Source organism: Neptunomonas sp. (genome assembly GCF_041601355.1).
Taxonomy (GTDB): domain Bacteria; phylum Pseudomonadota; class Gammaproteobacteria; order Pseudomonadales; family Balneatricaceae; genus Neptunomonas.
This window is the reverse complement of record NZ_JBFIIH010000020.1, coordinates 1-13,188: the sequence shown is the minus strand read 5'-3', so window position 1 is coordinate 13,188 and position 13,188 is coordinate 1. Positions and strand designations below refer to the sequence as shown.

The 13,188-nt window shown below is 46.9% G+C and carries 13 protein-coding genes and 1 pseudogene; 7 read left to right on the top strand and 7 right to left on the bottom strand.

Features of this window, described 5'->3' with window-relative positions; genetic code table 11:
• Positions 1–152 precede the first annotated feature (152 nt).
• Entirely contained in the window at positions 153–1,952 is a 1,800-nt protein-coding gene (locus ABY436_RS05115; protein WP_372737943.1) for an MFS transporter, read from the top strand.
• Between the two features lie 101 nt (positions 1,953–2,053).
• Here ABY436_RS05115 and lysS read toward each other — a convergent pair whose 3' ends face one another.
• Together lysS and prfB are read right to left on the bottom strand one after the other, a co-directional pair.
• The gene (gene lysS, locus ABY436_RS05110) at positions 2,054–3,568 is read right to left on the bottom strand and encodes a lysine--tRNA ligase (protein WP_372737942.1); all 1,515 of its coding nucleotides are present in this window, start codon (positions 3,566–3,568) and stop codon (positions 2,054–2,056) included.
• Between the two features lie 31 nt (positions 3,569–3,599).
• Positions 3,600–4,694, bottom strand: coding sequence for a peptide chain release factor 2 (prfB, locus tag ABY436_RS05105; RefSeq protein WP_372737941.1), 1,095 nt, complete (start codon positions 4,692–4,694; stop codon positions 3,600–3,602).
• 202 nt (positions 4,695–4,896) lie between these two features.
• Between prfB and nhaD the strand changes: the two genes are divergently transcribed.
• A complete protein-coding gene (gene nhaD, locus ABY436_RS05100) occupies positions 4,897–6,333 on the top strand; it encodes a sodium:proton antiporter NhaD (RefSeq protein ID WP_372737940.1) in 1,437 nt (478 codons plus the stop codon).
• Positions 6,334–6,335: 2 nt separating this feature from the next.
• Positions 6,336–7,031 (top strand): cytochrome b/b6 domain-containing protein, encoded by a 696-nt coding sequence (locus ABY436_RS05095; RefSeq protein WP_372737939.1) that lies wholly within the window; start codon positions 6,336–6,338, stop codon positions 7,029–7,031.
• Between the two features lie 53 nt (positions 7,032–7,084).
• On the opposite strand, the gene ABY436_RS05090 is transcribed toward ABY436_RS05095, so the two are convergent.
• The 4 genes from ABY436_RS05090 to ABY436_RS05075 all read right to left on the bottom strand — a co-directional run bounded on the left by ABY436_RS05090 (position 7,085) and on the right by ABY436_RS05075 (position 9,388).
• Positions 7,085–7,573, bottom strand: coding sequence for an HD domain-containing protein (locus ABY436_RS05090; RefSeq protein ID WP_372737938.1), 489 nt, complete (start codon positions 7,571–7,573; stop codon positions 7,085–7,087).
• A gap of 344 nt (positions 7,574–7,917) precedes the next feature.
• Positions 7,918–8,370 (bottom strand): cytochrome c, encoded by a 453-nt coding sequence (locus tag ABY436_RS05085; RefSeq protein WP_372737937.1) that lies wholly within the window; start codon positions 8,368–8,370, stop codon positions 7,918–7,920.
• A 58-nt stretch (positions 8,371–8,428) separates the two neighbouring features.
• Entirely contained in the window at positions 8,429–8,944 is a 516-nt protein-coding gene (locus tag ABY436_RS05080) for a flavodoxin (RefSeq protein ID WP_372737936.1), read from the bottom strand.
• Between the two features lie 117 nt (positions 8,945–9,061).
• Positions 9,062–9,388 carry a phasin family protein gene (locus ABY436_RS05075; protein ID WP_372737935.1) on the bottom strand — a complete coding sequence of 109 codons (327 nt, stop codon included), beginning with the start codon at positions 9,386–9,388 and terminating at the stop codon, positions 9,062–9,064.
• Positions 9,389–9,514: 126 nt separating this feature from the next.
• Here ABY436_RS05075 and gloA point away from each other — a divergent pair, with 126 nt between their 5' ends.
• The 4 genes from gloA (at position 9,515) to ABY436_RS05055 (ending at position 12,858) form a co-directional block, all read left to right on the top strand.
• Positions 9,515–9,913 carry a lactoylglutathione lyase gene (gene gloA / locus ABY436_RS05070; RefSeq protein WP_372737934.1) on the top strand — a complete coding sequence of 133 codons (399 nt, stop codon included), beginning with the start codon at positions 9,515–9,517 and terminating at the stop codon, positions 9,911–9,913.
• Positions 9,914–10,134: 221 nt separating this feature from the next.
• A complete protein-coding gene (locus ABY436_RS05065) occupies positions 10,135–10,944 on the top strand; it encodes a tetratricopeptide repeat protein (protein WP_372737933.1) in 810 nt (269 codons plus the stop codon).
• Between the two features lie 204 nt (positions 10,945–11,148).
• Entirely contained in the window at positions 11,149–12,381 is a 1,233-nt protein-coding gene (locus tag ABY436_RS05060) for a YeeE/YedE family protein (protein WP_372737932.1), read from the top strand.
• Positions 12,382–12,411: 30 nt separating this feature from the next.
• Positions 12,412–12,858 (top strand): RDD family protein, encoded by a 447-nt coding sequence (locus ABY436_RS05055; protein ID WP_372737931.1) that lies wholly within the window; start codon positions 12,412–12,414, stop codon positions 12,856–12,858.
• An 86-nt stretch (positions 12,859–12,944) separates the two neighbouring features.
• Here the strand turns inward: ABY436_RS05055 and ABY436_RS05050 are convergent.
• Positions 12,945–13,188 (bottom strand): annotated as a pseudogene (locus tag ABY436_RS05050) (LPS export ABC transporter permease LptG); the annotation flags it as partial.

Below are 13,188 nucleotides of genomic sequence, written 5' to 3'. Positions count from 1 at the left end.
TTTATTCTCTTAAACGCGAACGAGATCGAACACCATATCCTACGATTAACAATAAATGTTACCCTGCCAACCTTTACACTAAAATCTTTTGACTTAATTCTTTGCAAACGGCACAGCCGCCTGCAGAAACCCGACAAACTGGACAATGCCTGGTGATTATTACACTTTTACCCTTGATTACACTGTTTATCAGCTTCTTTATCCTGATGTTGGGTTTTGGCCTTATCGGTATTCTTCTGCCGGTCAGAATGGGCATGGAAGGGATGAGTACCGACACCATTGGTCTTGTTTTATCCATGTATGCCGTCGGCATGCTAATGGGTGGTTTATATTGCCGGCGCCTGATTAGCCGGGTCGGACATATCAGGATATTTTCAGCCAGTGCGGCATTGAGTGCTATTGCTATTCTTGCCTGCAGCCTCACCATGAATGAATGGATTTGGGGCGCTATGCGCATGCTGATGGGGTTTTGCATCGCCTGTGCATTCGCTGTTATTGATGGCTGGCTAAGTGAAGCCTCCAGTGACAAAACACGTGGCCGTATCCTGGCCACTAGCCAGGTAGTGGTGATGGCAGCACTTTTTTGTGGCCAGTTCCTGTTAAACCTTGCGCCGCCGACTTCACAAACAATCTTTATTGTTGCCGGTATACTGCTCTGCCTCGCCCTCATACCGTTAATTATGAGCCGCCGGGCCGGCCCCGTCATACATGAAACACAGGGCATGTCTTTTAAGCAACTGGCTACCCTCTCCCCCTTAGGCGTAGTTAGCTGCTTCTTTGGCGGTTTGATGTACGCTGCAATGGTCAATATGCTGCCCGTTTTTGCCGCGAATTACGATATTAGCGGCTTTGAATTGACGCTGTATATGGCTTCAGCCATCCTGGGAGCCTTTTTATTACAATTTCCTGTCGGCATGCTCTCTGACCGATTTGATCGCCGTACCGTGCTTTTTTATCTTTTAGTAGTCAATATTGTCGCAACCCTGATTATCCCGTGGAGCGCACAGAATCAATGGCTGTCTATCATGATGCTCACCACGGCGATCAGTACGGGAATTTTCACCTGTCTATACCCAATGAGTATTTCAGAAACCTTTGATAAGGTGCAACGCTCAGACATGGCGGCGGCCATGGGCGGATTACTCAGCATCTATGCGTTAGGCAGCATTTTCGGCCCACTCAGTTCCTCAATTGTAATGAAGCACTTAGGTCATGATGCTTTATTCGTTTTTTTAGTTAGTTCAGAAGTATTTTTACTGATCTTTGTCCTTTATCGGATGCGTGTCAGTGCGCCACTACCGATAGAAGATCAGGAAAGCTTTGTTATGCAAACCTCAACTGGCGCGCCGCTGCTAGAGCTCGATCCACGTACTCACTATTATGTAGATACGCCACTTAACCTGGAAGCACAGGTAGCTATCACCATCGCCGAAAGCAGCCCGGCGGCCGCGGTTAATATGGTAAAACAGATTGCTCTGACTTCTCCGGAAAAAGCAGCAGTACTCGTTTCGGCTCTCTCTCAAGTCGATGATATAGATGTGGCTCGCCTTTTCACCGCTATCACCCGTGTAGCACCCGATCTTAGTCTTGAGATTGCAGAGGCGCTCGCCAGCAATGCGCCGGATCACGCATCAGAGCTAGTGGCATGGATGGTAGAACATCAACCCGAAAGGTTGGCGGATATTGTCGCCGAGCTAGCCGATCAATTTCCGGCAAATATACAGGAAGAATTCGACCACCTGCGTCCGGCCGATGCCGATGCTTATCACGACTCCGCTACCGAACTGGTCACTCACTTTGCCGAGTTCCAGCCAGAGCAAGCGATGGATGTCGCGGCAGCGGTGATTGAAACGATGCCGGATATGGCCTCAGAAGTGGTTGATATTCTTCATGATGCAGACAATATGGAAAATGAACTATCCTCAGGCATTGACGACAAACCACAGACATAAGCGGATGACAGCTCGCCCTGTTGCCAATACCTTTAAACGCAACCTTCTATACACGCATAAAAAAGGCTGCCGAAGCAGCCTTAATCACTAAAACCCAGCAGTTATGCGCGTGGGCGCATAGCCGGAAACAGAATAACATCACGGATAGACGCTGAATCGGTAAACAACATCACCAGACGGTCAATCCCGATACCTTCACCCGCTGTTGGCGGTAAACCATACTCTAGTGCATTGATGTAATCATCATCATAATGCATCGCTTCATCGTCACCTGCTTCCATTTCTGCTACCTGCGCACGGAAACGTTCCGCCTGATCTTCAGAGTCATTCAACTCCGAGAAACCATTAGCCAATTCACGGCCCGCCACAAAGAACTCAAAACGGTCGGTAACAAATGGATTGTCATCATTACGACGCGCCAACGGAGACACTTCGGTAGGATATTCAGTAATAAAAGTAGGCTGTTGCAAACGATGCTCTACCGTTTTTTCGAAGATCTCGATCTGCACACGCCCCAGACCCCAACCATCTTTGACGTCAATATCCATACGTTCGGCGATTTGACGCGCGGCATTATCATCAGCCAGCGCCTCAGCGGTAATTTCCGGGTTATATTGCAACACAGAATCAAACACACTCAAACGGGTGAACGACTTAGACAGATCGTAATCGAAAGATTCGAGTACTTCGCCCTCTTCGTTACGTACCGTATTAACAATGGTCGTCGTGCCTAATACATTTTGAGCCACCGTGCGCAGCATGTCTTCAGTCAGGTCCATCAGGTCATGATAGTCCGCATACGCCTGATAAAACTCGATCATGGTGAATTCTGGATTATGACGTGTAGAAAGCCCTTCATTGCGGAAGTTACGGTTAATTTCGAACACCCGCTCAAAACCACCCACAACCAGACGCTTCAGATAGAGCTCCGGCGCGATACGCAGATACATATCACGATCCAATGCGTTATGGTGCGTAATAAACGGGCGGGCAGCTGCACCACCCGGAATGACCTGCAACATCGGCGTTTCAGCTTCAATAAAGCGACGTTCTGTCAGGTAGTTACGAATACCGGAAACAATTTTAGAACGTGCCTCAAATACTTTGCGGGACTGTTCATTCGTAATCAGGTCTACATAGCGCTGACGATAACGGATTTCAGTATCCTGCAACCCTTTGTGTTTATCCGGCAATGGACGCAAGCTTTTCGTCAGCAGCTGATATTCACCCAGATCCACATAAAGGTCACCTTTTCCCGATTTATGCAACACACCGGTAACACCGATAATGTCACCCAGATCGAGGCTCTTAGCAAAAGGACGTGCCGCTTTGTTTACATAAAACTGAATGCGTCCGGTCATATCCTGAATTACGCCAAAAGCGCCACGATTCAGTACCACACGTCCGGCAATGCTGACCGTATGCGCGGCTTCTTCCAGCTCTTCTTTGGTTTTCTCACCAAACTGCTCTAACAGATCCTGAGCATAACTGTCACGACGAAAGCTGTTCGGAAAAGCATTACCCGCTTCACGCAGAGCATTCAGTTTTTCCCGACGCTCTGCAATCAGTCGGTTTTCATCTTGTTTCTGATCTTGCTTCTGAGTGTTATCAGACATGGGTGTGGTGAACCTTTAAGTTAATAATTCGTTACAGACCAGCTTTCAGACTGGCTTTAATAAACAGATCCAGATCGCCGTCCAGCACTTTGTCACAGTTGGACGACTGTACATTAGTACGTAGATCTTTTATGCGCTGATCATCCAGTACGTAGGAGCGGATCTGGCTTCCCCAGCCGATATCCGCTTTGGAATCTTCCAGCTCCTGAGCGGCGGCGCTGCGTTTCAGCATCTCCATTTCGTACAATTTTGCCCGCAGCTGTTTCATACAGGTATCTTTGTTCTGATGCTGCGAGCGTTGGCTCTGACTCTGCACCACAATACCCGAAGGGCCGTGGGTAATACGTACCGCCGATTCTGTCCGGTTAACGTGCTGACCGCCGGCACCTGATGCACGATACACGTCGACCCGCAGATCAGCAGGATTGATCTCAATATCGACGTTATCGTCGATTTCAGGAGACACAAACACAGAACAGAATGAAGTATGACGGCGGCCACCTGAATCAAACGGCGACTTACGCACCAGGCGGTGCACCCCCGTTTCAGTGCGTAACCAGCCAAACGCATACTCGCCTTCAAAGCGTATAGTCGCTGACTTGATACCCGCTACCTCACCATCAGATACTTCAATGAGTTCTGTTTTAAATCCTTTGTCTTCACCCCAGCGTAAATACATACGCAATACCATATTGGCCCAATCCTGGGCTTCAGTACCACCGGAGCCTGACTGAACGTCCAAAAAGGCGTTATTAGGGTCAACTTCGCCAGAGAACATACGGCGGAATTCTAATTTCTCCAGCTTCGCCATCAGGTTGCTGACTTCAGAAATCACGTCGCCTACCGTTTCTTCGTCATCCTCCTCAACCGCCATCTCCAGCAGCTCACGCGCATCAGTCGCGCCTGAGGTGAGCGTATCCAGAGTGGTAACAATAGTGGACAAAGCGGCACGCTCTTTGCCAAGCTTCTGAGCATACTCCGGATCATTCCAGACCGCAGGATCTTCAAGCTCACGTTCTACTTCTTCCAGGCGTTCTTTGGTGCCCGGATAATCAAGATAGCTATAAAGCGCTGCCGCTCGCTCGCCGATATCCTTCAAGTCATTTATGATCGGATTGACTTCCATCGTTAATGCTCAACACTCGCAATTCAAAAGGGTGGATATTTTAACTGATACACGTCCGGCTTTAAATCTTTGTAACAGGAATATGTTATTTGTATTTTTTTGCGTTGCAACATTCGACTTTATCAACCAGATATATCAAACTTGTCTAATGAAAAGAATCCTGAGTCAACACACCACTATTTCCATCCTGGTTCTGCTCTTAATGCTGACCTTATTTGTATTGGTTGTTAACACGCCGGCGTGGGCTTTTACTATCGATAAAGCACCACAGGATATCGACCTCACCAACACTTTTTTTGGTTATCTGTCCTTATTAATCTTTGTTATTGGCTACCTGTTTGTATTAACAGAAGAGTTTACCCGGTTACGTAAATCTAAACCTATTATCGTTGCGGCGGGGTTAATCTGGCTAGTTGTAGGGATCGGTTATGCGCTTCATGGTGATACAGAAACAGCCGGTATTGCAGTGCGACATAACATCCTTGAATATGCCGAGCTGTTTCTGTTTTTACTCGCCGCGATGACTTTCATCAACATGATGGAGGAACGCAATGTATTTGCTGCATTACGCAGTTGGTTAGTACGTAAAGATTTCTCAATCCTGCAAATTTACTGGATTACAGGAACGCTCGCGTTTTTCATCTCACCACTGGCCGATAATTTATCCACTGCACTGTTAATGGGTGCTGTGGTATTAGCCGTAGGTAATAACTACCTGAAATTTGTCACGGTAGGCTGTATTAACATCGTTGTTGCCGCCAATGCCGGTGGGGCCTTCAGCCCCTTCGGCGACATAACTACACTCATGGTCTGGCAAAAAGGCATGGTGCAGTTTGAGGAGTTTTTCCTTTTATTTCTACCCGCATTGGTCAACTGGCTGGTTCCAGCCCTGATGATGTCCCGGGTCGTGGAAAAAGCGCCGCCGGCACGACACCAGGAACATCAGAAACAGATGAAACGCGGTGGTGTAACCATTATTCTTTTGTTTCTAATGACTATTGCTACCTCAGTCATGGCTCACAGCATATTAAATTTGCCTCCTGTACTGGGCATGATGACAGGACTCGGCGTACTTAAGCTCTATGGTTATTACCTCTCTCAACATGAAGCAGCGATAATCGATCACGGTCACATTCATCATCACCATAAAGACAATATCCAGGATATGCGGGATATACGCGGTGATCATACTGATGTCGTGCGACGCTTTGATATCTTCAAGGTCGTAGAGCGCGCCTCCTGGGATACTCTGATGTTTTTCTACGGCGTTGTGCTCTGTGTCGGCGGATTATCGACGCTAGGATATCTGGCGCTCCTGTCTGACACACTTTATGGCTCACTAGGCACCACGTGGACCAATTCACTCATCGGCGTAATATCGGCCGTGATTGACAACATTCCCGTTATGTTTGCAGTACTGACGATGAACCCTGTTATGAACACTAACGAATGGTTGCTGGTGACACTTACCGCGGGCGTGGGTGGCTCATTACTGTCTATCGGATCAGCAGCGGGAATTGCGCTAATGGGACAGGCTCAGGGAACTTATACATTTATGAGCCATCTTAAATGGAGCTGGGCCATTGCTCTTGGCTATGTGCTAAGCATTCTGACACATTTATGGATTAACGGAACCTAATCATGCTCAACCTTCTGCGTGCACATATAACTACATCAAAACGTTACGCTATCAGCGTCTGGGATATTTCCATTCGCTTATTTCACTGGTCACTGGTCGCCGGGATCGGCTTTATGTGGTTTTCGGGCGAAGAAGGCGGCAACATTATGACTTGGCACATATATATCGGCTATTGCATGCTGGGATTGATCCTGTACCGAATCATTTGGGGGGTCATAGGTAGTCCTTATGCGCGTTTTTCCTCATTTATAAAAGGGCCTTCAAGCACGCTGGTCTATCTGAAAGGCTTTATCAAAGGCAAGAAGCACGACTATCCCGGACACAATCCGCTGGGTGGCTGGATGGTCATCCTGTTAATGCTATTAGTATTGGTTCAGGCGTTCAGTGGTCTGTTCAGCAGTGACGATATTTTCACAGAAGGACCACTCTATTCATTCGTCAGCAGCAAAACCAGTGACTTTCTTACGTCAATTCACCATCTTAATTTCAATTTACTGCTAGCTGCTATCGCACTACATATCATTGCAGTGGCTTACCACGAAATAATCAAGAAAGAGCCTTTGGTAAAAAGTATGCTGACAGGAAAAAAACTCATGCACCAACCGGGCAAGGTTGATACGCACCCCAACTATATGGCCATGCTTATTACTGCCAGCTTTGTGGCGGCGGGAGTTTACCTAGCGATATACCTGACGTAGCTTTGAGATAGTTCTTGCGTCACAACATTGGCGTGAGATAGCAGCAATCATGCTCAGCTGTTATGGATTTTATGTAATTCTGACCAAATCTCATCACACAGTTGTTCACGGTAAGCTGACTCCTTAAAAACCGGAAATTCTGACCGGTAAGTAGCCATAAGACGGGCATTCCCGCCGGCCATACAAGATCTGACATTCGCTAAACGATCAGCCGCTTTTACTAACAAAGCAAGCTCCTCTTCACCACTGACACGGGCCATTTTCCGGTATGTTTTGATTTTTCTTTCTTTCCTGGATTTACCCGGTTCATCGGTCACTATTGCAACACAATCAGATACGAAGGCTCCGAATTCACTGGCGATTTCGTCAATCCCTACATCGGTATCTTCAACCACATCATGTAGATAAGCGATCACCTCCGCGGCTTCGCCATACTCTTTGACTATCATTGCAACAGCATCAAGGTGGGCTGTATACGGAAGTGATCCGTACATCTGGTCACCATGAGCCCTGATAGCAAAATCACGCGCTTTCTTTTTCATATCGGCACCTATATTAATTAGATATTCCTCCATGAAAAAGCACCGCTAAAAAGTAATCCTATTGCTTGTTATTGCTTTTCTTTGCAGACTACTTTGACGGCAGCGTTACGACAAAACCGACGTACCCTGTGAACCACGCCTTCAGATCAGAATCTTCCGAAAGGCCTGAAGGATCAATATAAATCATCTATTTCATCGCCTTTACGGCAAAACCTATCTCTTCAACATGCTATCAGTTAGAAAACAATAATCCATTTCAGTTCCCAATCAAAACGACTCACCCATAAAAAACGGAGCATGTAGCTCCGTTTCAGAATCACTGCGGATTGTTCCGCCAATTCAACTTAGTCCTCTACACGGAAGTCATCGTGGCAGCCTTTGCAGGTTTTTCCCAGCTCGCCAAATACAGGCTTGATAACATCCATATCACCGGATTTGGCGGCATCCGCTAACGCAGTCGCATTTTTAGCTAATGCATCCATGCCGGCATCAAAATCACCCCTGTTTTCCCAGATCTCTGGCTTAGCGTCAGTCTCGCCCACATCAGAACCTTCGATAAAACCTTCACGCGGCAGTTTGGCCAATACAGCAACCACGTCTGCACGACGCGAAAACTCAGCCGCATCAAAGTCAATCTTTCCTTTAACCATGGCAGCCATCGGACCAAAGTTCCATTTTATTGTATTAAAAACACCCTGTCGGTACTCAATCGCATCCTCAACATCAGTTGCTGCTGCCAAGGTACTACCCATTAATACAGCGGCTGTCATACCTATTACGAAAATTTTCTTCATCATAACCTTCCTTTGATTGACAAAACATTAGACATATAAAATTTACCATATCATCAGAGTTTCACAACTCAAGCAGCGGTTTTAATTCTTCTACCCAAATCCTGATCCGCTCTTCAGTTTCAGCAAACTGGCAATCATCATCCAGAGCTAAACCTACAAAAAACCGGCCATCGGGGCTTAATGCTTTAGATGCTTCAAACTTGTACCCTTCAACCGGCCAACGGCCGTAGATTTTGGCTCCTGAGGTTTGTAAGACCTCATGTAACAAGCCCATCGCATCAAGAAACCATTCACCATAACCAATCTGGTCACCTAAGCCGAACAGCGCACACGGTTTACCTTGAAGATTCAGTGTTACAAACTCTTCCCACAGGTCTTCCCAATCTTCCTGCAGCTCACCAAAATCCCAGGTAGGCACACCAAAAACACAAGCACTGTAAGATAAAACGCCTTCCAGGCCCTGTTCAGCAATATTATGCAACACAGCCTGCCGCCCGAACTGCTTAGCTATCAACTCAGCGGCCCGTTCGGTATTACCCGTTGTTGACCCATAAATGATGCCAATCTGCGTATCCATGTCTACTCCATATTCAACAGATGTGACTATTACACAAAGGGCTGTGGTTATAGTCAGACACAAAAAAAGCAGCCCGATGCTGCTTTTAAGACAAGGGAGTTATTTGAACGAAAACATTTATTCAGAAGCGAACGCATCAAATGCATTTTTAGTGATCTTTTCGATCTCATCACGCGCTTCATACAGTGATTTTAAGTTTTCTTCACTGGCATCTTTTAAGGTTTCTTCTAATTCTTGTGCATAGGATTGTTGCAACAACAGCAGATCATTAGCCGTCTTACACTGCTGTAGCTGCTTTGTTTGCTGGATGGTCGCATTGATGCAGGATTTAGTACATTCCATCTGCTGGCGAGTTAGCTCCTCCAGCATACGTGTCTGAATGTTGACCAACTCTTTAAAGGGTTCGATTGATTCACTCATTCTTTTCGTCATATCTTGAAACATGGGTATGTCCTTACATAATCCGCACGATAATAATAACAGTGTATAAGATATACTGACATTCTAGAATATTTTCAGCAACGTTGTCAGATCAAGATTATTTGAGCTAAAAAACCAAAGGAGTAAAACATGCGCCTGTTACATACCATGTTACGCGTGACCGACTTAACTAAATCAATCAGCTTCTATACAGAAATTCTGGGGATGGAATTACTCAGAAAGCGCGATTACCCGGAAGGCAGCTTTACCCTCGCATTTCTTGGCTATGGTGATGAATCATTACACACCGCGCTTGAACTAACACATAACTGGGATACTTCAGAATACCAACTTGGCAATGCCTATGGACATATTGCCATTGAGGTTGAGGACGTTTACAAAGCCTGCGAAGCTATTAAAGCCAAAGGCGGTGATATTGTGCGTGAAGCCGGGCCGATGAAAAACAGTTCATCAGGCACTATTCTTGCGTTTGCAAAAGACCCCGACGGCTACATGATTGAACTTCTCAGCGCAAAACGATCAGATTAAAAGTAAGATTCTCGCGCTAAAAGTTAATCGATATCAAGAAGAAGACGGTTTATTGCTGCAGCACAGCATTACATCCGTTAAAATAGCAAACATTAGGAAGTTCTAATCCAATTACAGCCTTATCCTAAGAGCTAACGGGTTTGTAATTCCATATACCGGCAGTGCATCTGTATAATGATGTCACTTTTAAATCCCATAAAACCGTTGGGGCATGACCAGATATGAGCAAGAAAACGTTATTGGCCGCGGCAGGCCTTATCTTTGGGCTGCAATCTATGAATGTTATGGCAGCCAGTATTTCTGCTGCTACAGAAGCCATTCAAAAGCAAGATTATGCGACAGCTATAGAAGACCTGAAGGAGTTGATCGATGAAGGAAACGCTGACGCGACCAACCTAATGGGTCAGCTTTATGAAAACGGCTGGGGAGTAAAACAGGATATAGCCAAAGCAAAATCTCTTTATGACCGGGGAGCTCGCCAAGGCAATATCAATAGTGTTAACAGCCTGCGCAAACTTAAAAATATAGAATACAAGGTAGAGCTGGATGCCTTAATGCCTAAAGTGAAAGCAGGGGATGCTTCAGCGCAGAACCGTGCCGGCGAAATGTATGAGTTTGGGTACGGTACTGAACGCGATGGCGCAATGGCCTTCAAGCTTTATCAATTAGCGGCTAAACAAGGCTTAGTGGCTGCCCAGCACAACCTTGGCCGCAGCTTTAATTTCGCTACAGGTACTGAACAAAACTTTGAAGAAGCAGAGCGCTGGTACCGCCAGGCGGCAAAACAAGGCTACACAAATTCGATGTTTTTTCTCGGCACTCTGTATTCAAACGGTTATGGCAATGACAGTAGCCATGCTCAGGATATAATTGCTTACGCCTGGATGCATAACGCGGCGGCTTTAGGTAACGGTACCGCTGCTTCAATCGAAAGCCGTCTGCTAATGAAGCTGCAGGAAAGCCAGATGAAAGAAGCTGAGGCACTCGCCGCTGAATATGCTCAGGATTACGTTGAACCTTTCAAAAATTAATGCTCAATTGATTAATACAGGTCTGGTGACATATCCAGTGACTATTTCATCAGATATGTCACTGGATATGTCACCTGTCCCATTCAGACCCGACACCGCTTCCCTGCATCACAGTTAGCACTTAACGAAATTGTCTACTGGTGATATATTAGCCAACCTTTTTAGCACCCGTATTCATTTGGTTTTCCTTCTATGTCCTCAAATATGTCTAGCAACACAGTAACAGACAGACCCACTTCAATGACGATAGCGTATCTTGCGCCACTGTTATGCGCCGCCGCTTTATCTATCGGCGCTACTGTCTGGCTTGCCAATACCGAATCCTGGTTTGAGGCCAGTTTACTGACGTTAGGTGCGGCCCTTGGGTTGGTACTTTACCATGCGGCTTTTGGTTTCACGACTGCATGGAGAGCTCTCATTATTGACGGTCGGGGTAAAGGCTTACGCGCACAAATGCTAATGCTGGCTGTTGCTGTGTGCCTGTTTTTTCCCGCTTTAGCGGCCGGAGATCTGTTTGGCAATGATGTGAGCGGATTTGTCAGACCGCTCGGCTGGTCAATTATTATCGGCGCCTTTGTCTTTGGCATCGGCATGCAGCTCGGAAACGGCTGCGCATCCGGCAACCTTTACCATGCCGGCGGAGGCCAACTACGCGCCCTTCCCTGCATCATCGGTTTTACCGTAGGTGCTCTCTGGGCAAGTAAAGATTATGAATGGTGGACAACGCTTCCACAGTTCGCACCTTACTCCTTTATCGAACAGTTTGGCGTTATTCAGGCAATAATCATGAATCTCGCCCTCTTCGCCGTTATTGCCTGGCTCACCGTGGTGATAGAGAAACGTCGACACGGTTCAGTCGAAAAAGATGCCCTGCACTCTTCCTTACCCCTTTATCGTCAACTTATATCCGGCCCCTGGCCATTCATCTGGGGCGCCATTGCGCTAGCCATTTTGAATTTCATTACTTTAGCAATGATCGGAAGACCCTGGGCGGTCGCTGTTGCCTACCCCTTATGGGGCGCAAAGATGGCTGCATGGCTGGAAGTCGATCTGGAGTTGGATTTCTGGACATACTGGATGCAACCCGGCCGGGAGTCGGCATTAATGGAGCCACTGACAACCGATGCGGGTACGCTGATGAATGCCGGAATTATTATAGGCGCCTTAATGGCCGCGGCTCTCGCAGGCAAGTTAACTATTCAATGGCGGATGCCCTGGCAACACTGGATTGCCGCTATTATTGGCGGATTGATGCTGGGTTATGGTGCCACGATCGCTTTTGGCTGTAATATCGGTGCTTATTTTGGCGGCATTGCTTCTGGCAGTTTACATGGCTGGTTATGGCTGGTGGCAGCCTTTATCGGCAGCATTATAGGCACCTGGATTCGGCCTGTGTTTAAACTCAGCAATACAGCAACAACTCAGCGCTGTAACTAAAGCTAAGCTTCTAATCGGATAAGGTTCACCATGATAAAACTTTACGATCAAACCCAAGTCATGAAAGCGTCGCTGATGCGCCGGCTGGCCGCGCTTGTTTACGATGTACTCATCGTTATTGCGATTTTGTTTATCGTCAGCGGTATCGGCGTCATCATCAACGATGGTGAGCCTGTATCGGGTGCACTGTACAAATCGCTGCTATTCCTCTCCATGTTTCTATTTTATGGCTACTTCTGGACACGTTCCGGCCAGACCATTGGCATGATGGCCTGGCGCATAAGAGTGCAGACACAGGAAGGCTACAGCCTCAGTTGGAAGCATGCCTTGATTCGCTTTTTTATGGCGGCTGTCTCCTTAGCATGCGCTGGTTTAGGTTATCTCTGGATGTTATTCTCCGACCAGGGACTGACCTGGCACGATCAAGTATCAGGCACACGCGTAGTGCAATTAGCACCCAAAAAAAAGGCCAAATAGCACCTAAAAAAAAGAGCCGGCCGGAACCTGATAATAAGCGCTAGCGGGCACCTGAAAAGAAGGATCAACCGCCTGCTAAAAACCACTTAACCGGCTTTTCGTAATAAAGACAACCCTAAAAACAGACAGATAACGATCGGGATCACGGTTGCCAGCAAGGGCGTAAAACCGATCACTGTACTGGCAGGTCCCAGCAGGTCCTGAGAGAACTTAAACACCAGGCCTACAATCACACCCGCAATAATCCGCTGCCCCACCGTTACACTTCGCAATGGTCCAAAGATAAAAGAGATTGCGACCAACACCAGCGCAAAGATCCCTGCTGGTTGT

Coding starts and splice junctions, on each gene's coding strand:
- lysS (WP_372737942.1), bottom strand. CDS start 3,568: ATGTCTGATAACACTCAGAAGCAAGATCAGAAACAAGATGAAAACCGA.
- prfB (WP_372737941.1), bottom strand. CDS start 4,694: ATGGAAGTCAATCCGATCATAAATGACTTGAAGGATATCGGCGAGCGA.
- nhaD (WP_372737940.1), top strand. CDS start 4,897: ATGCTGACCTTATTTGTATTGGTTGTTAACACGCCGGCGTGGGCTTTT.
- ABY436_RS05095 (WP_372737939.1), top strand. CDS start 6,336: ATGCTCAACCTTCTGCGTGCACATATAACTACATCAAAACGTTACGCT.
- ABY436_RS05090 (WP_372737938.1), bottom strand. CDS start 7,573: ATGAAAAAGAAAGCGCGTGATTTTGCTATCAGGGCTCATGGTGACCAG.
- ABY436_RS05085 (WP_372737937.1), bottom strand. CDS start 8,370: ATGATGAAGAAAATTTTCGTAATAGGTATGACAGCCGCTGTATTAATG.
- ABY436_RS05080 (WP_372737936.1), bottom strand. CDS start 8,944: ATGGATACGCAGATTGGCATCATTTATGGGTCAACAACGGGTAATACC.
- ABY436_RS05075 (WP_372737935.1), bottom strand. CDS start 9,388: ATGTTTCAAGATATGACGAAAAGAATGAGTGAATCAATCGAACCCTTT.
- gloA (WP_372737934.1), top strand. CDS start 9,515: ATGCGCCTGTTACATACCATGTTACGCGTGACCGACTTAACTAAATCA.
- ABY436_RS05065 (WP_372737933.1), top strand. CDS start 10,135: ATGAGCAAGAAAACGTTATTGGCCGCGGCAGGCCTTATCTTTGGGCTG.
- ABY436_RS05060 (WP_372737932.1), top strand. CDS start 11,149: ATGTCTAGCAACACAGTAACAGACAGACCCACTTCAATGACGATAGCG.
- ABY436_RS05055 (WP_372737931.1), top strand. CDS start 12,412: ATGATAAAACTTTACGATCAAACCCAAGTCATGAAAGCGTCGCTGATG.